This window comes from Streptomyces longisporus (assembly GCF_039532765.1).
Taxonomy (GTDB): Bacteria; Actinomycetota; Actinomycetes; order Streptomycetales; family Streptomycetaceae; genus Streptomyces; species Streptomyces longisporus.
Genome location: NZ_BAAASG010000017.1, coordinates 223,122 through 248,960, shown reverse-complemented (window position 1 = coordinate 248,960; position 25,839 = coordinate 223,122). Strand labels below are relative to the sequence as shown.

The following is a 25,839-nucleotide window of genomic DNA, read 5'->3' as shown; positions in this document are numbered from 1 at the left end:
GAACCAGACCATGTCCAAGCACACGCTCTCCGTCCTGGTGGAGAACACCCCGGGCATCCTGGCCCGGATCGCCGCCCTGTTCTCCCGCCGCGGCTTCAACATCGACTCGCTCGCGGTCGGCGTCACCGAGCACCCCGACATCTCCCGCATCACCATCGTGGTGAACGTCGAGGACCTGCCGCTCGAGCAGGTGACCAAGCAGCTCAACAAGCTCGTCAACGTGCTGAAGATCGTCGAGCTGGAGCCGGCCCAGGCCGTCCAGCGCGAACTCGTCCTGGTCAAGGTGCGCGCCGACAACGAGACGCGCTCCCAGATCGTCGAGATCGTCCAGCTGTTCCGCGCCAAGACCGTCGACGTCTCCCCGGAGGCCGTCACGATCGAGGCCACCGGCAGCAGCGACAAGCTGTCCGCCATGCTGAAGATGCTGGAGCCGTACGGCATCAAGGAGCTCGTCCAGTCCGGCACGATCGCGATCGGCCGGGGCGCCCGCTCGATCACGGACCGGTCGCTGCGCGCGCTCGACCGGTCGGCGTAAGGACGTATTGAGGCGGCCGGGTGACACCGGCCGCCCGTATTCCGAGACCCCGAGACTTCCCTTCCGCCCGCCGTCATACGGTGGGACGCACCATCTGCACTCAAGGAGAGAACCCAAAGTGGCCGAGCTGTTCTACGACGCCGACGCCGACCTGTCCATCATCCAGGGCCGCAAGGTCGCGGTCATCGGTTACGGCAGCCAGGGCCACGCCCACGCGCTGTCGCTCCGTGACTCGGGTGTCGACGTCCGTGTCGGTCTGCACGAGGGCTCCAAGTCCAAGGCGAAGGCCGAGGAGCAGGGCCTGCGCGTGGTGACGCCGTCCGAGGCCGCCGCCGAGGCCGACGTCATCATGATCCTGGTGCCGGACCCGATCCAGGCCCAGGTCTACGAGGAGTCCATCAAGGACAACCTCAAGGACGGCGACGCGCTGTTCTTCGGCCACGGCCTGAACATCCGCTTCGACTTCATCAAGCCCCCGGCGAACGTCGACGTCTGCATGGTCGCCCCGAAGGGCCCGGGTCACCTGGTGCGCCGTCAGTACGAGGAGGGCCGCGGCGTTCCGTGCATCGCGGCCGTCGAGCAGGACGCGACCGGTAACGCCTTCGCGCTCGCGCTGTCGTACGCCAAGGGCATCGGCGGCACCCGCGCCGGCGTCATCAAGACCACCTTCACCGAGGAGACCGAGACCGACCTCTTCGGTGAGCAGGCCGTTCTCTGCGGTGGTACGGCCGCGCTGGTGAAGGCCGGTTTCGAGACGCTGACCGAGGCGGGCTACCAGCCGGAGATCGCGTACTTCGAGTGCCTGCACGAGCTGAAGCTGATCGTGGACCTCATGTACGAGGGCGGCCTGGAGAAGATGCGCTGGTCGATCTCCGAGACCGCCGAGTGGGGCGACTACGTCACCGGCCCGCGGATCATCACCGACGCCACCAAGGCCGAGATGAAGAAGGTCCTCGCCGAGATCCAGGACGGCACCTTCGCCCGTGAGTGGATGGCCGAGTACCACGGCGGTCTGAAGAAGTACAACGAGTACAAGACGGCCGACTCCGAGCACCTGCTGGAGACCACCGGCAAGCAGCTGCGCAAGCTGATGAGCTGGGTCGACGAGGAGGCGTGACCTCCGTGTCCCGTGGCGGTGCCCCCAGCCGGGGGCGCCGTCGCGGGGCTGCACCCCGGACCCCTACAAAATGTAGATTCCCGTCCGGGTGATCCTTCCCAAGAGGCGTAAGACGATCCTCGCCGCGCCACTACACTGCCGTATTACATACGCGTCAGGCCCACAGCGTCGTGCGTCTTCCACGCGGCTAGCAAACCTCCACCGCCTGCGGCCGTCGGGACGGCCGTCCGCATTGGACTTGTGAGGACTCACGTGAGCTCGAAACCCGTCGTACTCATCGCTGAAGAGCTGTCGCCCGCGACTGTGGACGCGCTTGGCCCGGACTTCGAGATCCGGCACTGCAACGGAGCGGACCGAGCCGAACTGCTCCCCGCCATCGCCGACGTCGACGCGATCCTGATCCGCTCCGCCACCAAGGTGGACGCAGAGGCGATCGCCGCCGCGAACAAGCTGAAGGTCGTCGCACGAGCCGGCGTCGGCCTGGACAACGTGGACGTCTCCGCCGCCACCAAGGCCGGCGTGATGGTCGTCAACGCTCCCACCTCGAACATCGTGACCGCCGCCGAGCTGGCCTGCGGTCTCATCGTCGCCACAGCCCGTCACATCCCGCAGGCCAACGCCGCGCTGAAGAACGGCGAGTGGAAGCGCAGCAAGTACACGGGTGTCGAGCTCGCCGAGAAGACCCTCGGTGTCGTCGGTCTCGGCCGCATCGGCGCGCTGGTCGCCCAGCGCATGTCCGGGTTCGGCATGAAGGTCGTCGCCTACGACCCGTACATCCAGCCCGCGCGCGCCGCGCAGATGGGCGTCAAGGTGCTGTCGCTCGACGAGCTGCTCGAGGTCTCCGACTTCATCACCGTCCACCTGCCCAAGACCCCCGAGACCGTCGGTCTCATCGGCGACGAGGCGCTGCGCAAGGTCAAGCCGAGCGTGCGCATCGTCAACGCCGCGCGCGGCGGGATCGTCGACGAGGAGGCGCTGTACTCCGCCCTCAAGGAGGGCCGGGTCGCCGGTGCCGGTCTCGACGTGTACGCGAAGGAGCCCTGCACGGACTCCCCGCTGTTCGAGTTCGACCAGGTCGTCGCCACCCCGCACCTGGGCGCCTCCACCGACGAGGCGCAGGAGAAGGCCGGTATCGCCGTCGCCCGCTCGGTGCGCCTCGCCCTCGCCGGTGAGCTCGTGCCGGACGCGGTGAACGTGCAGGGCGGTGTCATCGCCGAGGACGTCAAGCCGGGCCTCCCGCTCGCCGAGCGCCTCGGCCGTATCTTCACCGCGCTCGCGGGTGAGGTCGCGGTCCGCCTCGACGTCGAGGTGTACGGCGAGATCACCCAGCACGACGTGAAGGTGCTGGAGCTGTCCGCCCTCAAGGGTGTCTTCGAGGACGTCGTCGCCGAGACGGTCTCCTACGTCAACGCCCCGCTGTTCGCCCAGGAGCGCGGCGTAGAGGTGCGGCTGACCACCAGCTCGGAGTCGGCCGACCACCGCAACGTCGTCACCGTGCGCGGCACGCTCGGCACCGGCGAGGAGGTGTCGGTCTCCGGCACGCTGGCCGGCCCGAAGCACCTGCAGAAGATCGTGGCCGTGGGCGAGTACGACGTCGACCTCGCCCTTGCCGACCACATGGTCGTGCTGCGGTACGAGGACCGTCCCGGTGTCGTCGGCACGGTGGGCCGCATCTTCGGCGAGGCGGGGATCAACATCGCCGGTATGCAGGTCTCGCGTGCCGTGGCCGGTGGCGAGGCGCTGGCCGTGCTGACCGTCGACGACGCGGTGCCCCCCGCGGTGCTGGTCGAGGTCGAGGCGGAGATCGGGGCGACGTTCGCCCGCTCCGTGAACCTGGTCTGACACACAACGCGAGGGGCCGAGTCGACGTGAGTCGGCTCGGCCCCTTCGCGTTGCCCTACTTGTCGCTCACGCGAACACCCCGCAGCGCCCTCGCCGCCAGCGCAGCCGCTCCCACCAGGACCACCGTCCCGGCGATCGCCGCGCCGTGCATTCCGCTGGTGAACGCCTCGCGGGCCGTCGTCGCCAGGGCGTCTCCCGCGCGCCCCGGGAGCTGAGCGGCCACCGCCAGGGCGCCGCCCAGTGTTTCGTGGGCCGCAGCGGGGGCCGAGGCAGGGATCTCGTGGCGGTAGAGGGCGGTACCGATGGAGCCGAGGATCGCCATTCCGAGCGCGCCGCCGAACTCCGCGCCGGTCTCCATCAGGGAGGACGCCGAGCCCGCCCGTTCCACCGGGGCGCTGCTCAGCGCCACGTCCGTGATCTGGGAGATGACCATGACGACTCCCGAGGCGAGCACACCGCACGCGACCAGGACCAGCCACAGGGAGTCCGTGTCCGTGAAGGCCAGCAGCGCGTAGCCGGCCGCGCCGATCGCGAAGCCCGCGGTGACGACGTAGGCGCGGTCGACGCCCTTCTGGACCAGCGAGGCCGCCATCGGGGCCGCCATGCCGATCGGCACCGAGGGGAGCAGAGACCACAGGGCGGCTTCCAGGGCGCTCTTGTCGAGCACCGACTGCAGGTACTGCGTGGTGAAGTACGCCGAGCCCATGATGGCGAACGAGCCGATGAGGTTGAGGACGACCGAGGATGCGAAGCCGCGGCCGCGGAACAGGGCCGGCGAGATCATCGGTGAGGCCGCGGTGCGCTGGCGGTGGACGAAGGCGGTCGCGAAGAGCAGGCCGACGGTGATCGATACGACGTACTGGGCGTGCCAGCCCTCCGAGGGGATCTCCTTGAGGCCGTAGATGACGGGCAGCACCGCGGCCATCGACAGGGGGACGCTCAGCCAGTCGAAGCGGCCGGGGGCGGGGTCGCGGGACTCGGGCAGCAGGAACGGGCCGAGGATCAGCAGCAGCGCCATCGCGGGCAGGTTGACCAGGAAGACCGAGCCCCACCAGAAGTACTGGACGAGGACACCGCTCATCACCGAGCCGAGCGCGATGCCGGCCGTCATCACACCGGACCACAGGCCGATCGCCTTCGCACGCTGGCCCGGGTCGGTGAACATCGTGCGGATCAGCGCCATCGTCGACGGCATCAAAGTCGCGCCGCCGATGCCGAGGACCGCGCGGGCCGCGATCAGGGTCTCGGCGCTGTTCGCGTAGGCCGCGGTGAGCGACGCGATACCGAAGGCCGCCGCGCCGATCAGGAGGAGTTTGCGGCGGCCGATGCGGTCGCCCAGGGAGCCCATCGTCATCAGCAGGCCGGCCAGGACGAAGCCGTAGACGTCGAAGATCCACAGCTGCTGGGTGCCGCTCGGCTCCAGGTCGGCGCTGATGGCCGGGATCGCGAAGTACAGGACCGAGACGTCCATCGAGACCAGCAGCAACGGGAGCATCAGCACGCCCACTGCGGTCCATTCGCGGCGGCCGGCCAGTCGGCCGGGCGGGGTGGTGGTGGTGCTCGTCGGGTTCGTCATGACAGGAACTGTACGGGCGTCTTAAACGGTCGTCTAGAACGAATGTATAAGTCATGCGTCTAGGACGCTTGTATGGATCGGAGTAGGGTGGGGGGCATGGGACATCGTGAGGATCTGCTCGAAGGCGCCAAGCGCTGCCTGCTGGAGAAGGGGTTCCTGCGCACGACCGCGCGGGACATCGTCAAGGAGTCGGGGACGAACCTGGCGTCGATCGGCTACCACTACGGGTCGAAGGACGCGCTGCTGGTGCAGGCGTATGTCTCGCTGATCGAGGCCACGGGGCATCGGTTCGAGCCCGGCGGGCAGGGGGAGGCCACGAAGTCGACGCCCGCCGGGTCGCTGGAGCGTTTCCAGGCGGTGTGGACGAACATCGTCGAGGCGGTGGGCGAGTCGCGTGCGATCTGGATGCTGAGCTTCGAGCTGATCCTTCAGGGCGACCGCATGCCGCAGGTGCGCCGGATGCTGGTCGAGGCGGAGGAGCAGGGCCGCTCGGGGCTCCTGCCCCTGTTCAACGACATCCCGGAGGAGGAGCAGGGCAAGGAGGCCATCGACACCGAGGGGCGCTTCTACCAGACCCTTCTCCAGGGGCTCATGGTGCAGTGGCTCTTCAACCCGGACACGGCGACGGACGCCACGCAACTCACCGAGGGCCTGCGCCGCGTGATCGCGGGCGTCAAGGGGAGCTGACCCGCCGCCCCACTCGCTACAGCCGTGCGCCCTTCAACGCCATGTGCAGCAGCAGCCGGTCCTCGCCGTCGTCCAGGTCGAGGCCCGTCAGTTTTTCCACGCGGGACAGGCGGTAGTACAGGGTCTGGCGGTGGATGCCCAGCTCGGCGGCGGTCCGGGCGGCCTGGCCCGCGCAGTCGAGGTAGATCTCCGCGGTGCGGGCGAGTTCGCGGTAGGTGGGGGACAACAGGGTGCGTACGGCAGGGTCGTGGGCGACCTCCGGCGGCAGCGCGGTCAGCAGCCGGAACGGGCCGATGTCCGCCCACTCGGCGACCGGACCGAGCCGGGGCTCCGCCAGCGCGGCCCGCGCCGCCGCCAGGGCCTCGTGCCAGGCCGTCGCCAGCTCCGCGAGCCCGGTGCGCGCGGCCGCGATGCCGCACGCCGCCGTGCCGCCCCCCTCCAGTTGCCGCGCCCGCTCCAGCAGCCGCCCCGCCGCCGCGGTGGCCGGCGTCAGGACCTCCGCCGAGCGCAGCCGTACCAGCAGGGCGAGGGAGTGGGAGGCCGCGCCCCACGGCACCGTGCACAGCGCCGTCGCCCCCGGCACCGTACGGACGGAAGGGGCGTCGTCCGGGTCGGCGGACGGCCAGGGGGCCACGCAGACCACCGTGTGCAGGCCGTCCGCGCGGGCGCCCAGCGCGGTGCGCAGCTCCGCCACCGCCATGTCCTGCGGCCAGCCGCGCTCGGCGGTGAGCACGGCCCGCAGCTCCCGGGTGAGGTCGGCGCCGTGCTGCGCCTCGTCCGCCAGCAGGGCGCCGATGCGGGCCGCCACGTCCATGGCCGCGCTCAGCTGGCGCTCGGTCGGGCCCGGGTCGGAGTCCAGCAGCCAGACATAACCGAGGACGACACCCCGATGGCGTACCGGAAGGCAGATGCGTCCCCGGTACACGCCCGCCTCGGGCGTCGGCGGGATACGGACCGGGCCCGTCGCCCGGGTGATGCCGAAGCCCTCGAACCACGCACGGACCGCGGACGTGGAGCGCCGCGTCAGGATCGAGCGGGTGCGCACCGGGTCCAGCGCGGAGGCGTCGAGGTCGCCCTCACTGTCGTACGCACCGAAGGCGATCAGCTCGAAGTCCCGGTTCTCCAGGGTCGCGGGGACGCCGAGGAGCTCGGAGATCTCGTCGACCAGCTCCTGGTAGTCACCCGCATGGCTGAAGACTTCGGACGTCACTCGGGCATTCTCCCGCATTTCCGGGCCCGCTTCATACATCTGTCTGAGATCTCTGGCACGGATGCGTGACAGCTGTCGATGGCTGAGGATCGGAGGGATCCTTAGGTTTCACGGTGGTTCTATCTGCTGGTTTGTGGAGGTGCCCCGTGCTGGGTCCCGTGATTCTTGCCGCGTCGCGCAGCGACCGGATGCGACGCCTGATCTCGGCGGCCCCGGTGACCAAGCAGGTCGTCGACCGCTTCATCCCCGGTGAGACCGTCGACGACATCCTGCCGATCATCAAGGACCTCACCGGCCGCGGTCTGGAGCTGACGATGGACGTCGTCGGCGAGGACATCACCACCCCCGAGCAGGCCGCCGCGGCCCGCGACGCCTACCTGACGCTGATCGACCGGCTGAGCGAGCTCGGCCTCGGCGAGCGGGTCGAGATGTCCGTGAAGCTGTCGATGTTCGGGCAGGCGCTGGACGGCGGCCACGAGCTCGCCCTCGCCAATGTCCGCCCGGTCGTCGAGGCCGCCGCCGCCATCGGTACGACGGTCACGCTCGACGCCGAGGACCACACCACCCTCGACTCGATGTTCGCCATCCACGAGGAGCTGCGGAAGGACTTCCCGCAGACCGGCTGCGTCATCCAGGCCTATCTGTTCCGCACCGAGGCCGACGCCCGCCGCCTCGCCGCGGCCGGCAGCCGGGTGCGGCTGGTGAAGGGCGCGTACAAGGAGCCCGCCGAGGTCGCGTACCAGCAGAAGCAGGAGATCGACAAGGCGTACGTCCGGGTCCTGAGGACTCTGATGGAGGGCGAGGGGTATCCGATGATCGGGTCCCACGACCCGCGCCTCATCTCCATCGCGCAGGAACTCGCCCGCCGGGCCGGGCGCAAGCTCGACGAGTACGAGTTCCAGATGCTGTACGGCATCCGCAGCGACGAGCACCTGCGGCTGGCCGCCGAGGGCCACCGCATGCGCGTCTACACCGCCTACGGCACCGACTGGTACGGCTACTTCATGCGACGCCTGGCGGAGAAGCCGGCGAACCTGCGCTTCTTCCTCCGGTCGATGGTCAGCAAGGGCTGATCGCCGAGAACTGGTCAAAGGGCTGAGCCCGCACCCCCGCTCGCAACCCCCGCTCAACATCAAGGAGTTACGGTCCCATGGACGCTGTGACCCAGGTCCCCACCCCCGTCAACGAGCCGGTGCACGGCTACGCCCCCGGCTCGCCCGAGCGTGCCCGGCTCGAGGCCAAGCTGAAGGAGCTGGCCGAGAACCCGGTCGACCTGCCGATGACGATCGGCGGCGAGAAGCGGATGGGCGGCGGTGAGCGGTTCGACGTCGTGCAGCCGCACAACCACAAGGCCCGCCTGGGCACCTACGCCAACGCCACCCAGCAGGACGCGCAGGACGCCATCGACGCGGCCCTCGCCGCCGCGCCCGCCTGGCGTGCGATGTCCTTCGACGACCGTGCCGCGATCATCCTGCGCGCGGCCGAGCTGCTGTCCGGCCCGTGGCGCGAGACCCTCGCGGCGTCCACCATGCTCGGCCAGTCGAAGACCGCCCAGCAGGCCGAGATCGACTGCCCCTGCGAGCTGATCGACTTCTGGCGCTTCAACGTCGCCTACGCCCGCCAGATCCTGGCCGAGCAGCCCCCGGCCAACTCCCCGGGCGTCTGGAACCGCCTCGACCACCGCCCGCTGGAGGGCTTCGTCTACGCGATCACGCCGTTCAACTTCACCGCGATCGCGGGCAATCTGCCGACCGCCCCCGCGCTCATGGGCAACGTCGTCGTCTGGAAGCCGTCCCCGACCCAGACCCACGCGGCCGTCCTGCTGATGCAGCTGCTGGAGGAGGCGGGTCTGCCCAAGGGCGTCATCAACCTCGTCACCGGTGACGGCATCGAGGTCTCCAAGGTGGCGCTCGAGCACCGCGACCTGGCCGGCATCCACTTCACCGGCTCGACCAAGACCTTCCAGTACCTGTGGAAGACGGTCGGCAACAACATCGAGAAGTACCGCTCCTACCCGCGCCTGGTCGGCGAGACCGGCGGCAAGGACTTCCTGGTCGCCCACCCCAGCGCCGACCGCGCGGTCCTGAAGACGGCGCTGACCCGCGGTGCCTTCGAGTACCAGGGCCAGAAGTGCAGCGCGACCTCCCGCGCGTACATTCCGGCCTCGATCTGGAACTCCGGCTTCAAGGAGGAGTTCGCCGCCGAGGTCGACTACCTGACCATGGGTGACGTCACCGACCTCGCCAACTTCATCGGCGCCGTCATCGACGAGCGCTCCTTCGCCAAGAACAAGGCCGCCATCGACCGCGCGAAGTCCGACCCGGCCTGCACGATCGTCGCGGGCGGCAGCTACGACGACTCGGTCGGCTGGTTCGTCCGCCCGACCGTCGTCGAGTGCACCGACCCGGAGAACGAGGTCTTCCGCACCGAGTACTTCGGCCCGTTCCTCGCCGTGTACGTCTACGAGGACGACAAGTACGAGGAGATGCTGACCCAGATGGAGTCGGTGTCCGACTACGCGCTGACCGGCTCGGTCATCTCCAACGACCGTGCGGCGGCCGCGTACACGATGGACAAGCTCCGCTACGCGGCGGGCAACTTCTACATCAACGACAAGTCGACCGGCGCCGTCGTCGGCCAGCAGCCCTTCGGCGGCGGCCGCGCCTCCGGCACCAACGACAAGGCCGGCGCCCCGCAGAACCTGCAGCGCTGGACCCTGACCCGCGCCATCAAGGAGACGCTGGTCCCGCCGACGGACTACACGTACCCGCACATGGGCTGACCCGTCACCGGGGCAGACTGCCCCTCATGACGGTGACGCGGAACGAGGGCCCGACCGTGACGGCCGACGACGGCGTACGTCTGTGGGCCGCGCGGTCGGGCAGCGGCGACCCCTTGGTGCTCTGCCACGGCGGGCCGGGCCTGTGGGACTACTTCGAGGACCTGGCGGAGCTGCTCGCCGACCTGACGCCGGTGGTCCGCTGGGACCAGCGGGGCTGCGGGCGTTCGCAGCGGGAGGTCAGTGGTCCCTGGACGCTCGCCCGCTTCGTCGCCGATCTCGACGCCGTACGGCGGCACTTCGGGCTTCGGCGGATGACGCTGCTCGGTCACTCGTGGGGTGCGCAGCTGGCGTTGAGCTATGCGCTTGCGCATCCCCGGCGGGTGAGTGCGCTGATGTACGTGAGCGGCACGGGCATCGGGCCGGACTCCGACTGGTTCGGCACCTTCCGGGAGAACCTGCACGCGCGCCTCGGCGAGCGCCCCGAACGGCTGGCCCGCTGGCGGGAGTTGACGGGTCGGCCGCACCTGAGCGAGGACGAGGAGCGGGAGCGGGCGGTGCTCCAGTGGTCCGCCGACTACGCGGACCGGGAACGGGCGCTGGAGCACGCCGGGCGGCTCACCGACCCCTGGCTCGGGATCAACGCCGAGTGCAGCAGGGCCCTCAACGACGAGCGCCGGCGGAACTGGGGCACTCCCGGGCTCCACGACGCCTGCGCGTCCCTCGACGTGCCCGTACTGATCGTCGACGGCGCGCGGGACCCGCGGCCGCGCTCGGCGGTCGACTCCCTGGAGCGGGCCCTGCCGCGGGTACGCCGGGTGACGCTGCCGGAGGCCGGGCACGCGCCGTGGGTGGAGGACCCGAAGGGCTTCCGGGAGGCGCTGACGGCGGCGCTGCGGGCCCGGGGCTAGCCGGGGAGTTCCGTGCGCTCCCACCACTCGTACACCGGGAGCGTGCCCTCCGGTGTGTCCGCGTGGCGGGTGGTCTGCCTGAAGTGCTCGTAGCCGTTGCGCAGCTCGATCTTCAGGTCTGCTCCCGGGGTCGCGATCGGGACGATCCGCTCGGGCAGATCCTGCGGGCCGCCCTCGAGAAGTGCCTTGGCCTTGTCGCTCATGACCTCACCGTTCCCGCCACCGGTGACCGTTGTCGCACGCCGTGCCCAGGATCAGCCGTGTGGGCGAAGCCCCAGCTCACAGGGGTGTGACCGCATTCGCCGTCTCAGATAGTAGGAAGTCCGAGTAATTGTGGAGACAGACCGGGCCCGCTCGCTTACTTTTGTAGGAGCCGAACGTCTCGCTCGACCAAGCGAATGGCGGTCGTGAGCGCGCCCCGTGCAGGCAACCCCTGCGGCACCGCTCCCCGCCCCACCCGGCGTCTCGTAACCCCTTTCCGCACTCCCGGATGTCGAAGGAGTCGATTTCCCATGGCCGAGACGACCGCACGCCGCCGAGTCCGTCACCTCTCCCGTACGAGCGAGTCCGACCGCAAGAACGCCGCAGCCGCCCTCCAGCGCGCCCTGGACCGCAGGGACAACGGTGGTTCGACCGGCCACTGAGCCGGGCATCACCACTGAGCCGGGAGCCGCACCCGCATGAGGTGCGGCGCGGACTCACGCGCCGCGCCGCACCTCGAAGTGATCGATGCGTTCGCCGCTTTCGGTGAGCGCCGACACCTTCAGGACGGGCCGTGGACCGCTGTCCGCCTCCACCCTGAGCAGGGAGAAGCCCCGGTAGCGCACCCGTGACCACTCCACGGTCTCCGCCGCGGATGCCTTCGACTTCGTCCACTGGAAAGTGCCGACGGAGTCGTGGTGCGTGACGTGTCCCTCGTAGCTCTCCTTCACACCCGCCGGGAAGCCGTACAGATCGCGTCCGCCGCCGCCCGCCGTGACGTACACGATCCCGTCCCGGGTCGGATCGGTCGACGCACCGATGGGGACCGGCCTGCCGACCCCGCCGTTCCTGATGGCGTCCGTCCGCTCGTACACATGGTTGTGCCCGTTGATCACCAGGTCCACCTGGTGCCGGGCGAACAGTGGCAGCCACTGCGCCCGTACCCCGCCGTCGGAGGCGTGCGAGGAGGTCGAGTAGGCGCAGTGGTGGAAGAAGACGACGATGAAGTCGATCCCCTTCGCCGACCGCAGCTCGGCCAGCTTTCCGTCCAGCCACTTCGTCTGCCTGCCGCCGCTGTAGCCGAAGTTGGCGGGGATCTCGTACGACACGTCGTTCGCGTCCAGCGCCACGAAGCCGACGTTGCCGTAGGTGAACGCGTACACCCCGGGCGCCGTGCGGGCGTCGAAGCCGCTGTCCGGGAGGGAGAAGCGGGCCAGCTGGCCGCCGTAGCCCTCCGGCGAGTACCAGGCCTCCATGTCGTGGTTGCCGGTCGTCACCATCCACGGCACCGACCTGGCCACGGGCTCGTTCTGCTTGAGGAACAGGTCCCAGAACGCGGGGTCGTAGCCGTCCGACTTCTCGCCCCGGCCATTGGTGTCGGCGTAGCAGATGTCACCCGCGTGCAGATGGAAGGCGGGGTTCTGGCGCAGGACGACATGGTCGTTGGCGGCCGCGGCCCGGCTGACGCCCTGGTCGCCGAAGGCCGTGAACACGAACCTCTCCGGGGAGGCCGGCGCCGTGCGGAAGGTGCCGATCGTCGAGCGGTGCTTCGCGTCCGCCGGATCGAAGCCCTCGTGGCCCACGCCGTAGTAGTACGTCGTGCCGGGGCGCAGGCCGTCCAGGGCCGCGTGCAGGTAGTACTGCTCCAGCGCCGGACGCACGCCCGGCACGCCCGGGGTGTGCAGGTCGCGGACCTCGGCCTCGGTCCTCCGGCCCAGATCGTCGGGCTTGAGGCCGATGCGGACGTACGGCTTCCGCACCGCCAGCGGGACCTGCCAGGAGACCCGCAGCTGCGACTTCGGGTCGGCGCCGAAGGCGAGATGCCGGCCGAAGGGGGAGACGACGGAGCCGTGCACCGTCGGGCGCGCGGGCGCCGGGGTCCTCGTACCCTGAGCTCCCGATCCGCCGCCGCAGCCGCTCAGCACCCCGCCCGCCGCCACCGCACCCGCCGTCACCAGCGTGCGGCGCCGGATCAGCCTGGTGCGCAGGTACTCGTGCTGCTCGGCCATGCTCATCCGGCTTGCGAGCTGCGGCGGGATGCCGAAGTCGGGTATGTCCATGGGAGGGAAGTTCCCAGCGATTGCCAACGCCCGCCAGACATACGGGTGAACGGGCGACGACCAGTTGACGCTCCCCGTCACTGGCCTGTCCGTATGGCGGACGCGGCATGTCATTCCATGGGACGCGGAGTAGGGTGCCGACATGTCTCGCAGCATCAATCTCGCAGTGATTCCCGGTGACGGCATCGGCCAGGAGGTCGTGGCCGAAGGTCTGAAGGTCCTCTCCGCCGTCCTTCCGCAGGATGTGAAGCTGGAGACCAAGGAGTACGACTTCGGCGCCCAGCGCTACCACGCCACCGGTGAGACCCTCACCGACGCCGACCTCGACGCGCTGAAGAAGCACGACGCCATTCTGCTCGGCGCCATCGGTGACCCGAGCGTCCCCTCCGGCGTCCTGGAGCGCGGCTTCCTGCTCAAGCTCCGCTTCGCCTTCGACCACCACGTCAACCTGCGTCCGTCGAAGCTCCTGCCGGGTGTCGCCACCCCGCTGGCCGGCGAGCCGAGCATCGACTTCGTCGTGGTCCGTGAGGGCACCGAGGGCCCGTACACCGGCAACGGCGGCACCATCCGCAAGGGCACCGAGCACGAGGTCGCCACCGAGGTCTCCGTGAACACGGCCTTCGGCGTCGAGCGTGTGGTCCGCGACGCCTTCGCCCGCGCCCAGGCCCGCCCCCGCAAGAAGCTCACGCTGGTCCACAAGAACAACGTGCTGACCTTCGCGGGCCACCTGTGGACGAACATCTTCAACAAGGTGGCCGAGGAGTTCCCCGAGGTCACCACCGACTACATCCACGTCGACGCGGCGACCATCTACCTGGTCACCGACCCGGGCCGGTTCGACGTGATCGTCACCGACAACCTCTTCGGCGACATCATCACCGACCTCGCCGCGGCCGTCTCCGGCGGCATCGGCGTCGCCGCGAGCGGGAACATCAACCCGTCCGGCGAGTTCCCCTCGATGTTCGAGCCCGTGCACGGCTCGGCGCCCGACATCGCGGGCCAGGGCAAGGCCGACCCCTCCGCCACCGTCCTGTCCGTCGCGCTGCTGCTGCGCCACCTCGGCTACGAGGCCGAGGCCGCCCGCATCGACGAGGCGGTCTCCGCCGACCTCGCCGAGCGCACCGGCAAGCCCGCCCGCTCCACGTCGGAGATCGGCGACGCGCTGGCCGTACGAGTAGCCGGCTGACCCCCAGCGCCACTCGAACCTTTCGAAGCCGCCGGGTCGCATCAGCACCCGGCGGCTTCCGCTGTGTCCCCGCCGGGTGCCACCATCATCCCCTGGGCCGCATTTCACGCCGTTTCTTCCACGGTCCCCGCCTTGCGATAATCGAACGCGGAGCCGCGGATTGAGGGAATGCTCGGACGTCCTAGCACTGGCCACCGGCCGTACGGACGTGAGCGCGGCCCGTCACACACAACCGGTGAAGGACAACCACTCATGACGACGCCCACGATCGAGCTCAAGCCCTCGGCCTCGCCACTCTCCGACGCGGAGCGCGAGGCGATCCTGGCGAACCCCGGGTTCGGCCGCCACTTCACCGACCACATGGTGACGATCAAGTGGACCGAGGGCCGCGGCTGGCACGACGGCCAGCTCGTCCCGTACGGCCCGCTCTCGCTCGACCCGGCGAACATGACCCTGCACTACGCCCAGGAGATCTTCGAGGGCCTCAAGGCCTACCGCCGCCCGGACGGCTCGGTCGCCACCTTCCGCCCCGAGATGAACGCCCGGCGCTTCCAGCGCTCCGCGCACCGCCTCGGCATGCCCGAGCTTCCGGTCGAGACGTTCATCGAGGCCTGTGACGTCCTCGTCCAGCAGGACAAGGCATGGGTGCCCGCGCACGGCGGCGAGGAGTCCCTCTACCTCCGCCCGTTCATGATCGCGACCGAGGTCGGCCTGGGCGTGAAGCCCGCCAACGAGTACCTCTTCCTGGTCATCGCCTCCCCGGCCGGCGCCTACTTCCCCGGCGGCGTCAAGCCGGTCTCCATCTGGCTCTCCGAGGACCGCGTCCGCGCCGTCCCCGGCGGCATGGGCGACGCGAAGACGGGCGGCAACTACGCGGCCTCCCTGCTCGCCCAGGCCGAGGCCGCCGCCAAGGGCTGCGACCAGGTCTGCTACCTGGACGCGGTCGAGCACAAGTGGGTCGAGGAACTCGGCGGCATGAACCTGTACTTCGTGTACGGCGACAAGATCGTCACCCCGTCGCTGACCGGCTCGATCCTGGAGGGCGTGACGCGCGACTCGCTGCTGACCGTCGCCCGCGACCTCGGCTACGAGTCCGAGGAGGGCCGGGTCTCCATCGACCAGTGGCAGCGCGACGCCGAGAACGGCACGCTGACCGAGGTCTTCGCCTGCGGTACCGCCGCCGTGATCACCCCGGTCGGCACCGTCAAGCGCGAGAGCGCCGAGTGGCAGCAGGCGGGCGGCGAGCCGGGCGAGGTCACGCTCAAGCTCCGCGAGGCGCTGCTGAACATCCAGCGCGGGACGGCGGAGGACAAGCACGGCTGGATGCACGTTCTCGGCTGAGGGCTGAGCGGGGGTTTTGTGCGGGGGGTGTTGCGCCCTACTGGGGGGCTGCGCCCCCCAGGCCCCCCGTTTCGGCCTGGACGGCCTCGTCCTCAAACGCCGGACGGGCTGAGAACGCGGACCCAGCCCTCGGCTGCAGGAGCAGGTACGTCACGCCGCCCACAAGGCCCGACAGTACGAAGCTGCAGTCCACCCCGCCCGTCAGCGACAGCAGTGGGCCCTGGTACGACGGCAGGGACACCCCCAGCAGGCCGAAACCGGCGCCCACCGCCCAGGACACCGTCGCCCGTACGTTCCAGCCCGCCCGGTACCAGTAGATCCCGCCCCGGGCGCGGCGGTTGAAGACCTGCAGGGCGTCCGCGTCGTACACCCCGCGGCAGCGCACGAAGCCGATGAGGGTGATGACCGCCCACGGGGTGCCGATGGCCGTCAGCAGGAGGACGAAGGACGTCATCGCGGACTGGGCGTTCCAGGTGTAGTGGCCGATGAAGACGCAGGCGGTGGCCACGATCGCGACCGTGTAGGTGGCTCGGGCGCGGGACGCGCGCGGCAGGATGGCGTCCAGGTCGAGGCCCATGGAGTAGAGCATCAGACCCGCGTTGCCGACCGAGCCCGCGGAGGCGGAGAGCAGGAGCGGGATCAGGTACCAGGCGGGGGACGCCGTCACCAGCGGGCCCGCGTAGTCCGCCGCCGCGCGGGCCGCGTACGCCGTGAAGGTGCCGAAGAGCTGAGGGACCAGCAGGCCCAGGATCAGGCCGAGCCAGGTCGCGTGCAGGACCCGGCGGGAGGAGTGGCGGGCCGGGGAGATGTAGCGGGTGTAGTCGCCGAGCAGGGTGATGAAGGCGATCGGGCCGGACAGGCCCGCCGCCACCGTGGCCAGGAACCAGGTCGGCCAGTAGCCGCCCAGCAGATAGCCGCCGGTCTCCGGGATCGCCGAGGTGGTGAAGTGCGGGGCGTAGGCGAGGACGCCCAGCGCCAGCAGCGCCGTCATGCCGATCGCCAGGACCCGGGACATGGCCAGCAGCACCCGGTAGCCGTACACCGCGCCCGCCACCGTCGCCCCGGCGAGGACCGCGTAGACCAGGGCGTACGCCACTCCGTCCACCGGCAGCCCGAACAGCCGGCGCAGCACGCCCACCATCACGTCCCCGCCGATCCACACGGTCAGCGCCGTGTAGCCGAGGGCCAGGAGCAGACCGACCACCGAGCCGACCAGCCGGCCGCGCACGCCGAACTGGGCACCGGAGGAGGTGGAGAGGTTCGTCGCGGTGCGCAGGGAGATCAGGGCCAGGGGTGCCGTCAGGGCCGTGCCCGCCACCGTGCCGACCACGATCGAGCTCAGCGACGACCACCAGTCCAGGCCGAACGACGGTGGCAGCCAGCCGAAGATGATCACGCCGAGACAGAGGTTGGAGCCCAGCAGGATCGAGACGAGGTCGCGGGGCCCGCTGCTGCGTTCCTCGTCGGGGATGGTGTCCACTCCGCGCTGTTCTATCGAGATCGGCATGGCGGCCCTTTCGGTCGGTTAGAGCGGCACTCAAAGTGAGCGGCACTCAATGTGACTCCTGACGCTGTGGGCGTCAAGACCTTCCTCTCCCACGGTTCTCTGTTTAGAGTGTCACTCTAAATGGAGGGATGGACATGCGGCTGACACCGACCGAACGCGACCGGCTGCTGCTCTTCGGGGCCGCCGAGCTGGCCCGGGCGCGGCGGGCCCGGGGCCTTCGGCTCAACGTGCCCGAGGCCACCGCGCTCATCGCGGACACCGTCTGCGAGGCCGCCCGCGACGGCGCCCGGCTCGCCGAGGCCGTCGAACGCGCCCGGTCCGTGCTCGGCCCGGCCGATGTGCTGCCCGGCGTCGCGGACGTCGTCACCGAGGTGCATGTGGAGGCCGTCTTCGACGACGGTTCGCGGCTCGCGGTGGTGAGCGATCCGATCGGCGGGGGCGGGCTGGGGGAGCAGGCGCCGGGCGCGCTGCTGCCCGGGCCCGAGCATGCCGAGCCCGCGGCGGCCGTGCGGCTGACGGTGACCAACACCGCCACCGTGCCCGTCTCCGTCACCTCCCACTTCCACTTCTTCGAGGCCAACCCGCGCCTCGACTTCGTACGGGAACAGGCCTATGGGATGCGGCTCGCCGTGCCCGCCGGGTCGTCGGTGCGGTTCGGGCCGGGGGAGAGCGTCGAGGTCGGGCTGGTGCCGATCGGGGGCGAGCGGGTCGCGATCGGGTTCGCGGGGCTCGTCGACGGGGCGCTGGACGCGCCGGGGGCGAAGGAAGAGGCCCTGCGCAGGGCCGCCGCCTGCGGATACCTGGGAGCGGACCGATGAGCAACGACCACCGCCCGAGCATCGACCCCCGTGCCTATGCCGCCACCCATGGCCCCCGCGCCGGCGACCGGATCCGGCTCGGGGACTCCGGGCTGACCGTCCGCGTGGAGTCCGACTCCCAGCGGTACGGCGACGAGTTCCTCGCCGGCTTCGGCAAGACCGCCCGTGACGGGCTGCACCTCAAGGCCGCGGCCGTCCGGGAGACCTGTGACGTCGTCATCAGCAACGTGGTGGTGATCGATGCCGTGCAGGGGATCCGGAAGGTGTCGATCGGCATCCGGGAGGGGCGGATCTGCTCGATCGGGCGCGCCGGGAACCCCGACACCCTCGACGGGGTCGACGTCGTCGTCGGCACGGGCACCTCGATCGTGTCCGGTGAGGGGCTCATCGCCACCGCCGGTGCCGTCGACACGCACGTCCATCTGCTGTCGCCGCGGATCATGGAGGCCTCGCTGGCGTCCGGGGTGACCACGATCATCGGGCAGGAGTTCGGGCCCGTGTGGGGGGTCGGCGTCAACTCGCCGTGGGCGCTGCGGCACGCCTTCAACGCCTTCGACGCCTGGCCGGTCAACATCGGCTTTCTGGGGCGGGGTTCGTCCTCGCACTCCGCGCCCCTGGTGGAGGCGTTGGCCGAGGGCGGCGCGAGCGGCTTCAAGGTGCACGAGGACATGGGCGCCCACACACGTGCCCTGGACACCGCCTTGCGTGTCGCCGAGGAGCACGACGTCCAAGTGGCCCTGCACAGCGACGGGTTGAACGAGTGCCTGTCGGTGGAGGACACCCTGCGGGTGCTGGAGGGGCGGACCATCCATGCCTTCCACATCGAGGGGTGCGGCGGCGGGCACGTCCCCAACGTCCTGAAGATGGCGGGTGTCCCGAACGTCATCGGCTCCTCCACCAACCCCACCCTCCCCTTCGGGCGGGACGCCGTCGCCGAGCACTACGGCATGATCGTCTCCGTCCACGACCTGAAGACCGACCTGCCCGGCGACGCCGCCATGGCCCGCGACCGCATCCGCGCCGGGACCATGGGTGCCGAGGACGTGCTGCACGACCTGGGCGCGATCGGCATCACCTCGTCCGACGCGCAGGGCATGGGGCGGGCCGGCGAGACCGTCCGCCGTACCTTCGCCATGGCCGGGAAGATGAAGGCCGAGTTCGGCGCCCCGGACGAGCACGACAACGAGCGCGTCCTGCGCTACATGGCCAAGCTGACCATCAACCCGGCGATCGCGCACGGGCTCTCGCACGAGGTCGGGTCGATCGAGGTCGGCAAGCTCGCCGACATCGTGCTGTGGCGCCCGGAGTACTTCGGGGCGAAGCCGCAGCTCGTCCTCAAGTCCGGCTTCCCGGCGTACGGCGTGGTCGGCGACCCCAACGCGGCGACGGACACCTGTGAACCGCTGGTCCTCGGGCCGCAGTTCGGGGCGCACGGCGCGACACCCGCCGAGATCTCCGTCGCCTTCGTCGCCCAGGCCGCCCTCGACCAGGGCAACGACACCATGCCGACCCGCCGCAGAAGGGTCGCCGTGCGCGGCACCCGCGGCATCGGACCGGCCGACCTCAGGCTCAACTCCCGTACCGGAGCGGTGGACGTCGACCAGCGGACCGGTCTGGTCACCCTCGACGGAGAGCCGATCCGCTCGCAGCCGGCCGACTCGGTCTCCCTCAACCGCCTCTACTTCCTCTGATCCTTCCTCCGATCCATCCTCCGACAAGGACCTTCGATGTCTGCTGCCGCCGACGGCTTCCGCATGCCCGCCGAATGGGCCCCGCACGAGCGCACCTGGATGGCGTGGCCGGGGCCCAACACGACCTTCGACGACCCGGAGGACCTCGCCGCCTCGCGCGCCGCCTGGGCGTCGGTCGCCCGTGCGGTCCGTCGCTTCGAGCCGGTGACGGTGGTGTGCGGACCGGGACAGTCGGCGCAGGCGCGGGCGCTGCTGGGCCCGGACGTCGAGACGGTCGAGCGCGAGCTGGACGACGCGTGGATGCGGGACATCGGGCCGACGTTCCTGACGAACGGGCCTGAACTCGCCGCAGTCGACTGGACGTTCAACGGCTGGGGAGCCCAGGGCTGGGCCCGCTGGGAGCACGACGCGAAGATCGCCGCGTATGTCTCGGACCTCGCGGGCGCGAGGACGTATGCCTCGAAGCTGGTCAACGAGGGCGGGGCGATCCATGTCGACGGCGAGGGGACCGTCCTGCTCACTCAGACCGTGCAGCTCGGCCCCGAGCGGAACCCTGGCTGGACGAAGGAGCAGGTCGAGGCGGAGATCCACGGCCTGCTGGGCACCCGCAAGGCGATCTGGCTGCCCCGCGGTCTCACCGGCGACTACCCCCCGCACGGCTTCGGCACCCTCGGCCATGTCGACATCGTCGCCGCGTTCGCACGCCCCGGTGTCGTGGTCGTGCACTCCCAGCCGGACCCGGCGCACCCGGACCACGAGGTGACCAAGGAGGTCATCGGGCTGCTGAGGGCGCAGACGGACGCGCGGGGCCGCAGCCTGGAGGTCGTCGAGGTCCCGGCGCCCACCGTGCTGGAGGCCGAGGGCCACTGGGCCGACTACTCCTACATCAACCACTACCTCTGCAACGGCGGCGTCGTGCTCTGCGGCTTCGACGACCCGCGCGACGAGATCGCCGCCGGGATCTTCCGCCGGCTCTTCCCGGAACGGACGGTGACCCTCGTGGACGCCCGGACGATCTTCGCGGGCGGCGGCGGCATCCACTGCATCACCCAGCAGCAGCCGAAGGTCCGCTGACGGCCCACGCCGGGCACCTCGGTCAGGTAGAACATACGGGTGAACGTCCTGGTCCACGCGGCCTGCGCCCGCCGCCTCAGCGAGCCACTGCATCCCGTGCGGGTGGTCGCCGTATGAGCGCGCCCCGCCGCACCCCCGCCCCGCCGCGCGAGCAGGTCCTTGCGGCTGCCATGGACATGATCGCCGAGCGCGGTCTGGAGAAGCTCACCATGGCGGCGCTCGGCCGTGAGGTCGGGATGAGCAGCGGGCATCTGCTCTACTACTTCCGCACCAAGGACGAGCTGCTGCTGCAGACCCTGGAGTGGAGCGAAGGCCGGCTGGGCGCCGCGCGGGGACGGTTGCTGGCGCGCGGCGGCACGGCCCGCGAGCGGCTCGACGCCTACGTCGACCTGTATGTGCCCGACGGCCACCGCGACCCGCACTGGACGCTGTGGCTGGAGGTCTGGAACCGCTCGCAGAGCGCTGCCGCGGAATCGGCCGCCCGCGACCGGCAGGCCGCCATCGAGGGCGTCTGGCACCGCGACCTGGTGGCGCTGATCGCGGAGGGCGTGTCGCGGGGGGAGTTCCGCCGCGTCGACCCCGACCGCTACGCGACCCGCCTGCGGGCCCTGCTGGACGGCTTCTCCATCCATGTGGCGGTCGGGCTGCGCGGCACGGACCGGGCGCAGGTGCTCGGCCACGTACGGGAGTTCCTGGACGAGAGCCTGCTCGCGGACCTGCCGTGATCAGCACAGTGCTCGCATCCTGAGACGGACAGTGAACACGGGGGCGGGTTGTGCCAGACTGCCCCCGTGCTCTCGTTCGCCATGATTATTGGCAGCAGGCGCGCCGGTCCGCAGTGACCGCCACGTACGACCAGGTACGGGTGGACACCGTCGTCCTCGACCCGCGCGCAGACCTCTCGCACCCGCGAGAGGTTTTTCGCTTTTCTGGCCCACCTTCAGCCGGGAGCAAAGCGCGAGGGATCATTGAGGACGGTGGAGCCGGTCATTCCGGTAACGACCGTGATCCGACGGGATCCAACAGCAGGAGCCTTGAACACCATGACCGCAACCAGCGAGCTCGACGATTCGTTCCACGTCTTCGACACCACCCTGCGCGACGGCGCGCAGCGTGAGGGAATCAACCTCACCGTCGCGGACAAGCTGGCCATCGCACGGCACCTGGACGACTTCGGCGTGGGCTTCATCGAGGGCGGCTGGCCCGGCGCCAACCCGCGGGACACCGAGTTCTTCGCCCGCGCCCGGCAGGAGATCGACTTCCGGCACGCCCAGCTCGTCGCCTTCGGCGCCACCCGCCGCGCCGGCGCCAGGGCGAGCGAGGACCCGCAGGTCAAGGCGCTCCTGGACTCGGGCGCCGAGGTGATCACCCTGGTCGCGAAGTCCCATGACCGGCATGTGGAACTGGCGCTGCGGACGACGCTGGACGAGAACCTGGAGATGGTCCGCGACACCGTGTCGTACCTGCGTGAGCAGGGCCGCCGGGTCTTCGTCGACTGCGAGCACTTCTTCGACGGCTACCGCGCCAACCCGGAGTACGCGAAGGCCGTCGTACGGGCCGCCGCCGAGGCCGGGGCGTCCGTGGTGATCCTCTGCGACACCAACGGCGGCATGCTCCCCGCCCAGGTCCAGGCCGTCGTCTCGACCGTCCTCGCCGACACCGGCGCCCGGCTCGGCATCCACGCCCAGGACGACACCGGCTGCGCGGTCGCCAACACCCTCGCCGCCGTCGACGCGGGCGCCACCCACGTCCAGTGCACGGCGAACGGCTACGGCGAGCGCGTCGGCAACGCCAACCTCTTCCCGGTCGTCGCCGCCCTGGAGCTCAAGTACGGCAAGAAGGTCCTGCCCGAGGGCGCGCTGCGCGAGATGACCCGGATCTCGCACGCCATCGCCGAGGTCGTCAACCTCACCCCCTCCACGCACCAGCCCTACGTCGGTGTCTCGGCCTTCGCCCACAAGGCCGGTCTGCACGCCTCCGCGATCAAGGTCGACCCGGACCTGTACCAGCACATCGACCCCGAGCTGGTCGGCAACACCATGCGGATGCTCGTGTCCGACATGGCGGGCCGCGCCTCGATCGAGCTCAAGGGCAAGGAGCTCGGCGTCGACCTCGGCGGCGACCGTGAGCTGGTCGGCCGGGTCGTCGAGCGCGTCAAGGAGCGCGAGCTCAAGGGCTACACCTACGAGGCCGCCGACGCGTCCTTCGAGCTGCTGCTGCGCGGCGAGGTCGAGGGCAGGCCGCTGCGCTACTTCGAGGTCGAGTCCTGGCGGGCCATCGTCGAGGACCGCCCCGACGGCACCCACGCCAACGAGGCCACCGTCAAGCTCTACGCCAAGGGCGAGCGCATCGTCGCCACCGCCGAGGGCAACGGCCCGGTCAACGCCCTCGACCGCGCCCTGCGCGTGGCGCTGGAGAAGATCTACCCCCAGCTGGCCAAGCTCGAACTCGTCGACTACAAGGTCCGCATCCTGGAGGGCGTCCACGGCACCGAGTCCACGACCCGGGTCCTCATCTCGACGTCCGACGGCTCCGGCGAGTGGTCCACGGTCGGTGTCGCGGAGAACGTGATCGCCGCGTCCTGGCAGGCACTTGAGGACGCCTACACGTACGGACTGCTGCGGGCCGGGGTGGAGCCCGCGGAGTAACTCCGTCGGTCGGGCGGGGGCCTTCGCTCGGCGAGGGCTCCCGCCGTACTGTGTCGGCAACGGTGCGCCGGAACAGGCCAGTTGGGGGCTCTCATGGCAACAGGGACCAGAACCGTGCGCTGGTGGAGGTTCGTCGGCCCCAACGCCTCGGTGCCCTGTGTCCACGACGGAACCGTCTACGTGGTGGGCCTCAGCGTGTGGGCGCTGGAGGCGGCCAACGGATTCGTCCGGTGGTACAAAAGCGACATCGGCCACCTGGCGCCTCCCGCCGTGTCCGGTGGCACCGTCTACTTCGCGGGCCAGACCAGGTACGGCGGGAAAAGGGTCTTCGCTCTCGACACCGCCGACGGCCGGGTCCGCTGGCGCAGGCGGACCTCCGTCGTCTCGCTGACGCCGCCCGTCGTCGCGGACGGCCTGGTCCACCACGTCGACGGCAGCCGCCACCTCCGTACCTTCGACGCGGCGACCGGGCGCCGCCGTTGGCGGCTGAAGTACCGGCGCAGCGGCGTGAACTGGGCGGGGCCCGTGCTGGCCGACGGCACGCTGTACGTCGTCGACGACAGGGGAACGGTCCGGGCCCTCGACCCGGCCACGGGCGCCGTCCGCCGGCAGCGGCTCACCCCCGTCCGCGGGGCCGTCACGCCCCTGGTCCACGACGGCACGCTGTATCTGGGCGGAAGACTGCAACGCGAGGTGTACGCACTGGACGCCGCCACCGGCGAGCAACGCTGGTCGGTGACGCCCCACCTCGCCCGCGGTGGCTTCGATAGCACGCCGACGATCCACGGCGACACCCTCTACATCGCCGACGGCGTCGACCACCTGTACGCCCTGAACGCGGCCACCGGCGAGGCGCGATGGTTCGTCACCACCGACAGTGTCATCCGTTCCTCACCCGTGGTGGCCGACGACAAGGTGTACTTCGGCACCAGAACGGGGCAGGTGTGGGCGGTCGGGGCGGACGACGGCCAGGTCCGCTGGAAGGCGCAGGCGGGCGACAACCTCCGGTCCCTGGTGGTGGCCGGTGGCCTCGTCCACGTGGTCAGCGGAGACTCCCTCTACACGCTGGACGCGTAGATGCTGCGCCCTTCCTGCCGAGCGAGCCCGACGAAGGCCGCCCAAGTGCGGGGCGCCACGGTGAGGTTGGGGCCGGTGTTCTTGGAGTCACGGATGTGGACGGCGGAGGGCTGCGTGGCGACCTCGATGCATTCGCCGCCCTCATTGCTGCTGTAGCTGGACTTGAACCACTGCAGTGCGGTGCTCATCGGTCTCCTAGCAATCCCTCGACGAGGCGCACGCTCTCATCCGGCGAGAGCGCCTGTGACCGCAGCATTCCATACTTCAGCTGATAGTCATTGACCTCGTTGGGGTCGTCGACGAGGAAGCTGGCGCGCTGTACTTCCAGGTAGACGAGGTCCGCGTGATCGCGGGTTTTCAGCAAGGTCATGGGTCCGGCGAGTCCGGCGTGGGGCATCCGGTCCATGGGCATGATCTGAAAGCTCATGTGGACGGGTTCCGTGCACTCCAGGATCCGCCGGTATTGCTCCCGCATCACTTCTGGACCTCCGACTTGGCGCTTGAGGATGCTCTCCTCCAGCACGAAATGGCATACCGGAGGGCGCTCCTGCTCCAAGACCAACTGCCGTTCCATGCGGGCGTTCACCCATTGCTCGGCCGTCTCGTTGCCGAGGGCGGGGTAGCGGGCGTCGAAGGCGGCGCGACAGTATGCCCTGGTCTGGAGCAGTCCGTGAACCATCAGGCTCTGGTACGACAGGATGCTCAGCGCCTCCTGTTCGTGATCCACGTACCCCTGCGCGAACTGCACCACCTTCTCCCGCACCGGCATCCGCGCCACAAGCAGGGCCAACGCCCCCTTGGTCGCCAGCAGTTCGTCGAACTGTTCCGCACGGTCCGGCTGGAGGGCCAGCCTCCCCTGCTCGATCGACCGCACCGTGTCGACGTGAATGCTCGCCATCTCGGCGAACTGCTCCTGCGTCAGATGGGTTTCCCTCCGGAAGTGCGCCACGAGCGCACCAACCACCTGCCACGCACTGACCTTCTTCGACATGGCCGACCTCTTCCCCCGTACGCACCGGAATGCCTCGTACTGAGCTCGTAGTAATCAGAACTACGACCTCACTCACTGCCCAACCATAGTCACTCCCTGTGACAGTCGCCCCATGAACGCCCATCCCCAACTCCTCCGCGCCCGCACCGCCCTCTACCCCCGCGACCGCAGAAACGTGGCCGTGGCGCGGGACCTCACCCGGATCACCCTCGCCGACTGGGGGCTGACCCGGCGGAGCGACGACGTACTGCTCTGTGTGAGCGAACTCGCCACCAACGCCCTGCTGCACGGCGTCCCGCCGGGCCGCTGCTTCCGGCTGGATCTGAGTCTCGACACCGCTGAGGTACTCCGCGTCGAGGTGCAGGACAGCGGCCCCGGCGAGATCCGCACCCCGGACGTCACGCCGGAGTCGGAGCGCGGTCGCGGGCTTCTGCTGGTCGCCGCGCTGTCCGACGACTGGGGCGTGAGGCAACGAGAGCCCGGAAAAGTGGTCTGGTGCGAGTTCAGGGACTGTCGGCCGTCTTGACGGTTCCCTGCGACACTCGTTAACTCACGAGGTGAACTAAGTCATTTGAGAGACAAGAGAGT

The 25,839-nt window shown here is 70.1% G+C and carries 24 protein-coding genes; 17 read left to right on the top strand and 7 right to left on the bottom strand.

What is annotated here, in order from left to right:
* Positions 1-10 precede the first annotated feature (10 nt).
* From ilvN to serA, 3 genes are all read left to right on the top strand, one after another.
* Positions 11-535 (top strand): acetolactate synthase small subunit, encoded by a 525-nt coding sequence (gene ilvN, locus ABD355_RS34910; protein ID WP_059128941.1) that lies wholly within the window; start codon positions 11-13, stop codon positions 533-535.
* 118 nt (positions 536-653) lie between these two features.
* A complete protein-coding gene (gene ilvC, locus ABD355_RS34905; RefSeq protein ID WP_030942878.1) occupies positions 654-1,652 on the top strand; it encodes a ketol-acid reductoisomerase in 999 nt (332 codons plus the stop codon).
* 252 nt (positions 1,653-1,904) lie between these two features.
* Positions 1,905-3,494 (top strand): phosphoglycerate dehydrogenase, encoded by a 1,590-nt coding sequence (gene serA / locus ABD355_RS34900; RefSeq protein WP_344404926.1) that lies wholly within the window; start codon positions 1,905-1,907, stop codon positions 3,492-3,494.
* A gap of 55 nt (positions 3,495-3,549) precedes the next feature.
* Here the strand turns inward: serA and ABD355_RS34895 are convergent, their stop codons facing one another.
* Positions 3,550-5,070, bottom strand: coding sequence for an MFS transporter (locus ABD355_RS34895; protein WP_344404925.1), 1,521 nt, complete (start codon positions 5,068-5,070; stop codon positions 3,550-3,552).
* Between the two features lie 96 nt (positions 5,071-5,166).
* Here ABD355_RS34895 and ABD355_RS34890 point away from each other — a divergent pair, with 96 nt between their 5' ends.
* The gene (locus ABD355_RS34890) at positions 5,167-5,757 is read left to right on the top strand and encodes a TetR/AcrR family transcriptional regulator (protein ID WP_344404924.1); all 591 of its coding nucleotides are present in this window, start codon (positions 5,167-5,169) and stop codon (positions 5,755-5,757) included.
* 16 nt (positions 5,758-5,773) lie between these two features.
* Here ABD355_RS34890 and ABD355_RS34885 read toward each other — a convergent pair whose 3' ends face one another.
* Complete coding sequence (locus ABD355_RS34885) at positions 5,774-6,985, bottom strand: PucR family transcriptional regulator (RefSeq protein WP_344404922.1); 1,212 nt, start codon at positions 6,983-6,985, stop codon at positions 5,774-5,776.
* A gap of 128 nt (positions 6,986-7,113) precedes the next feature.
* On the opposite strand from ABD355_RS34885, the gene ABD355_RS34880 reads away from it, so the two are divergent.
* The 3 genes from ABD355_RS34880 (at position 7,114) to ABD355_RS34870 (ending at position 10,657) form a co-directional block, all read left to right on the top strand.
* The gene (locus ABD355_RS34880) at positions 7,114-8,040 is read left to right on the top strand and encodes a proline dehydrogenase family protein (protein ID WP_344404920.1); all 927 of its coding nucleotides are present in this window, start codon (positions 7,114-7,116) and stop codon (positions 8,038-8,040) included.
* A 77-nt stretch (positions 8,041-8,117) separates the two neighbouring features.
* The gene (pruA, locus tag ABD355_RS34875; RefSeq protein ID WP_344404919.1) at positions 8,118-9,749 is read left to right on the top strand and encodes an L-glutamate gamma-semialdehyde dehydrogenase; all 1,632 of its coding nucleotides are present in this window, start codon (positions 8,118-8,120) and stop codon (positions 9,747-9,749) included.
* A 26-nt stretch (positions 9,750-9,775) separates the two neighbouring features.
* Positions 9,776-10,657 (top strand): alpha/beta fold hydrolase, encoded by an 882-nt coding sequence (locus ABD355_RS34870; protein ID WP_344404918.1) that lies wholly within the window; start codon positions 9,776-9,778, stop codon positions 10,655-10,657.
* Here the strand turns inward: ABD355_RS34870 and ABD355_RS34865 are convergent.
* Complete coding sequence (locus tag ABD355_RS34865) at positions 10,654-10,860, bottom strand: DUF5988 family protein (RefSeq protein ID WP_344404917.1); 207 nt, start codon at positions 10,858-10,860, stop codon at positions 10,654-10,656. The two genes, ABD355_RS34870 and ABD355_RS34865, sit on opposite strands and share 4 nt — an antisense overlap.
* Positions 10,861-11,169: 309 nt before the next feature.
* On the opposite strand from ABD355_RS34865, the gene ABD355_RS34860 reads away from it, so the two are divergent.
* Positions 11,170-11,301, top strand: coding sequence for a hypothetical protein (locus ABD355_RS34860; RefSeq protein ID WP_115905715.1), 132 nt, complete (start codon positions 11,170-11,172; stop codon positions 11,299-11,301).
* A gap of 54 nt (positions 11,302-11,355) precedes the next feature.
* Here the strand turns inward: ABD355_RS34860 and ABD355_RS34855 are convergent, their stop codons facing one another.
* Positions 11,356-12,918, bottom strand: a complete 1,563-nt coding sequence (locus ABD355_RS34855) for a purple acid phosphatase family protein (protein WP_344404916.1) — start codon at positions 12,916-12,918, stop codon at positions 11,356-11,358.
* 142 nt (positions 12,919-13,060) lie between these two features.
* On the opposite strand from ABD355_RS34855, the gene ABD355_RS34850 reads away from it, so the two are divergent.
* Together ABD355_RS34850 and ABD355_RS34845 are read left to right on the top strand one after the other, a co-directional pair.
* Complete coding sequence (locus tag ABD355_RS34850) at positions 13,061-14,104, top strand: 3-isopropylmalate dehydrogenase (protein WP_344404915.1); 1,044 nt, start codon at positions 13,061-13,063, stop codon at positions 14,102-14,104.
* 252 nt (positions 14,105-14,356) lie between these two features.
* Positions 14,357-15,445, top strand: coding sequence for a branched-chain amino acid aminotransferase (locus ABD355_RS34845; protein WP_344404914.1), 1,089 nt, complete (start codon positions 14,357-14,359; stop codon positions 15,443-15,445).
* Between the two features lie 37 nt (positions 15,446-15,482).
* Here the strand turns inward: ABD355_RS34845 and ABD355_RS34840 are convergent, their stop codons facing one another.
* Complete coding sequence (locus ABD355_RS34840; RefSeq protein WP_344405030.1) at positions 15,483-16,946, bottom strand: cytosine permease; 1,464 nt, start codon at positions 16,944-16,946, stop codon at positions 15,483-15,485.
* Positions 16,947-17,086: 140 nt separating this feature from the next.
* Here ABD355_RS34840 and ureA point away from each other — a divergent pair, with 140 nt between their 5' ends.
* The 6 genes from ureA to ABD355_RS34810 all read left to right on the top strand — a co-directional run bounded on the left by ureA (position 17,087) and on the right by ABD355_RS34810 (position 24,260).
* The gene (gene ureA / locus ABD355_RS34835; protein ID WP_344404912.1) at positions 17,087-17,770 is read left to right on the top strand and encodes an urease subunit gamma; all 684 of its coding nucleotides are present in this window, start codon (positions 17,087-17,089) and stop codon (positions 17,768-17,770) included.
* Positions 17,767-19,461 carry an urease subunit alpha gene (locus ABD355_RS34830; protein ID WP_344404910.1) on the top strand — a complete coding sequence of 565 codons (1,695 nt, stop codon included), beginning with the start codon at positions 17,767-17,769 and terminating at the stop codon, positions 19,459-19,461. Before ureA ends, ABD355_RS34830 begins: the two co-directional genes overlap by 4 nt.
* A 36-nt stretch (positions 19,462-19,497) precedes the next feature.
* Positions 19,498-20,535 (top strand): agmatine deiminase family protein, encoded by a 1,038-nt coding sequence (locus tag ABD355_RS34825; protein WP_344404909.1) that lies wholly within the window; start codon positions 19,498-19,500, stop codon positions 20,533-20,535.
* A gap of 113 nt (positions 20,536-20,648) precedes the next feature.
* Positions 20,649-21,260 carry a TetR/AcrR family transcriptional regulator gene (locus ABD355_RS34820; protein WP_344404908.1) on the top strand — a complete coding sequence of 204 codons (612 nt, stop codon included), beginning with the start codon at positions 20,649-20,651 and terminating at the stop codon, positions 21,258-21,260.
* 318 nt (positions 21,261-21,578) lie between these two features.
* Positions 21,579-23,183, top strand: coding sequence for a citramalate synthase (gene cimA / locus ABD355_RS34815; protein WP_344404907.1), 1,605 nt, complete (start codon positions 21,579-21,581; stop codon positions 23,181-23,183).
* Between the two features lie 114 nt (positions 23,184-23,297).
* On the top strand, positions 23,298-24,260 hold the full coding sequence (locus tag ABD355_RS34810; RefSeq protein ID WP_344404906.1) for an outer membrane protein assembly factor BamB family protein: 963 nt from the start codon (positions 23,298-23,300) through the stop codon (positions 24,258-24,260).
* Here the strand turns inward: ABD355_RS34810 and ABD355_RS34805 are convergent.
* Both ABD355_RS34805 and ABD355_RS34800 read right to left on the bottom strand, forming a co-directional pair.
* Entirely contained in the window at positions 24,242-24,448 is a 207-nt protein-coding gene (locus tag ABD355_RS34805; RefSeq protein WP_344404905.1) for a DUF397 domain-containing protein, read from the bottom strand. The two genes, ABD355_RS34810 and ABD355_RS34805, sit on opposite strands and share 19 nt — an antisense overlap.
* Entirely contained in the window at positions 24,445-25,251 is an 807-nt protein-coding gene (locus ABD355_RS34800; RefSeq protein WP_344404904.1) for a helix-turn-helix domain-containing protein, read from the bottom strand. Before ABD355_RS34800 ends, ABD355_RS34805 begins: the two co-directional genes overlap by 4 nt.
* Before the next feature lie 112 nt (positions 25,252-25,363).
* Between ABD355_RS34800 and ABD355_RS34795 the strand changes: the two genes are divergently transcribed.
* Positions 25,364-25,777 (top strand): ATP-binding protein, encoded by a 414-nt coding sequence (locus ABD355_RS34795; RefSeq protein ID WP_344404903.1) that lies wholly within the window; start codon positions 25,364-25,366, stop codon positions 25,775-25,777.
* Positions 25,778-25,839 lie beyond the last annotated feature (62 nt).

Coding starts and splice junctions, on each gene's coding strand:
- ABD355_RS34830 (WP_344404910.1), top strand. CDS start 17,767: ATGAGCAACGACCACCGCCCGAGCATCGACCCCCGTGCCTATGCCGCC.
- ABD355_RS34855 (WP_344404916.1), bottom strand. CDS start 12,918: ATGGACATACCCGACTTCGGCATCCCGCCGCAGCTCGCAAGCCGGATG.
- ABD355_RS34800 (WP_344404904.1), bottom strand. CDS start 25,251: ATGTCGAAGAAGGTCAGTGCGTGGCAGGTGGTTGGTGCGCTCGTGGCG.
- ureA (WP_344404912.1), top strand. CDS start 17,087: ATGCGGCTGACACCGACCGAACGCGACCGGCTGCTGCTCTTCGGGGCC.
- ABD355_RS34865 (WP_344404917.1), bottom strand. CDS start 10,860: ATGAGCGACAAGGCCAAGGCACTTCTCGAGGGCGGCCCGCAGGATCTG.
- ABD355_RS34895 (WP_344404925.1), bottom strand. CDS start 5,070: ATGACGAACCCGACGAGCACCACCACCACCCCGCCCGGCCGACTGGCC.
- ABD355_RS34890 (WP_344404924.1), top strand. CDS start 5,167: ATGGGACATCGTGAGGATCTGCTCGAAGGCGCCAAGCGCTGCCTGCTG.
- pruA (WP_344404919.1), top strand. CDS start 8,118: ATGGACGCTGTGACCCAGGTCCCCACCCCCGTCAACGAGCCGGTGCAC.
- ABD355_RS34850 (WP_344404915.1), top strand. CDS start 13,061: ATGTCTCGCAGCATCAATCTCGCAGTGATTCCCGGTGACGGCATCGGC.
- ABD355_RS34885 (WP_344404922.1), bottom strand. CDS start 6,985: ATGCGGGAGAATGCCCGAGTGACGTCCGAAGTCTTCAGCCATGCGGGT.
- ABD355_RS34860 (WP_115905715.1), top strand. CDS start 11,170: ATGGCCGAGACGACCGCACGCCGCCGAGTCCGTCACCTCTCCCGTACG.
- ABD355_RS34825 (WP_344404909.1), top strand. CDS start 19,498: ATGTCTGCTGCCGCCGACGGCTTCCGCATGCCCGCCGAATGGGCCCCG.
- ilvN (WP_059128941.1), top strand. CDS start 11: ATGTCCAAGCACACGCTCTCCGTCCTGGTGGAGAACACCCCGGGCATC.
- cimA (WP_344404907.1), top strand. CDS start 21,579: ATGACCGCAACCAGCGAGCTCGACGATTCGTTCCACGTCTTCGACACC.
- ABD355_RS34820 (WP_344404908.1), top strand. CDS start 20,649: ATGAGCGCGCCCCGCCGCACCCCCGCCCCGCCGCGCGAGCAGGTCCTT.
- ABD355_RS34805 (WP_344404905.1), bottom strand. CDS start 24,448: ATGAGCACCGCACTGCAGTGGTTCAAGTCCAGCTACAGCAGCAATGAG.
- ABD355_RS34795 (WP_344404903.1), top strand. CDS start 25,364: ATGAACGCCCATCCCCAACTCCTCCGCGCCCGCACCGCCCTCTACCCC.
- ABD355_RS34870 (WP_344404918.1), top strand. CDS start 9,776: ATGACGGTGACGCGGAACGAGGGCCCGACCGTGACGGCCGACGACGGC.
- ABD355_RS34845 (WP_344404914.1), top strand. CDS start 14,357: ATGACGACGCCCACGATCGAGCTCAAGCCCTCGGCCTCGCCACTCTCC.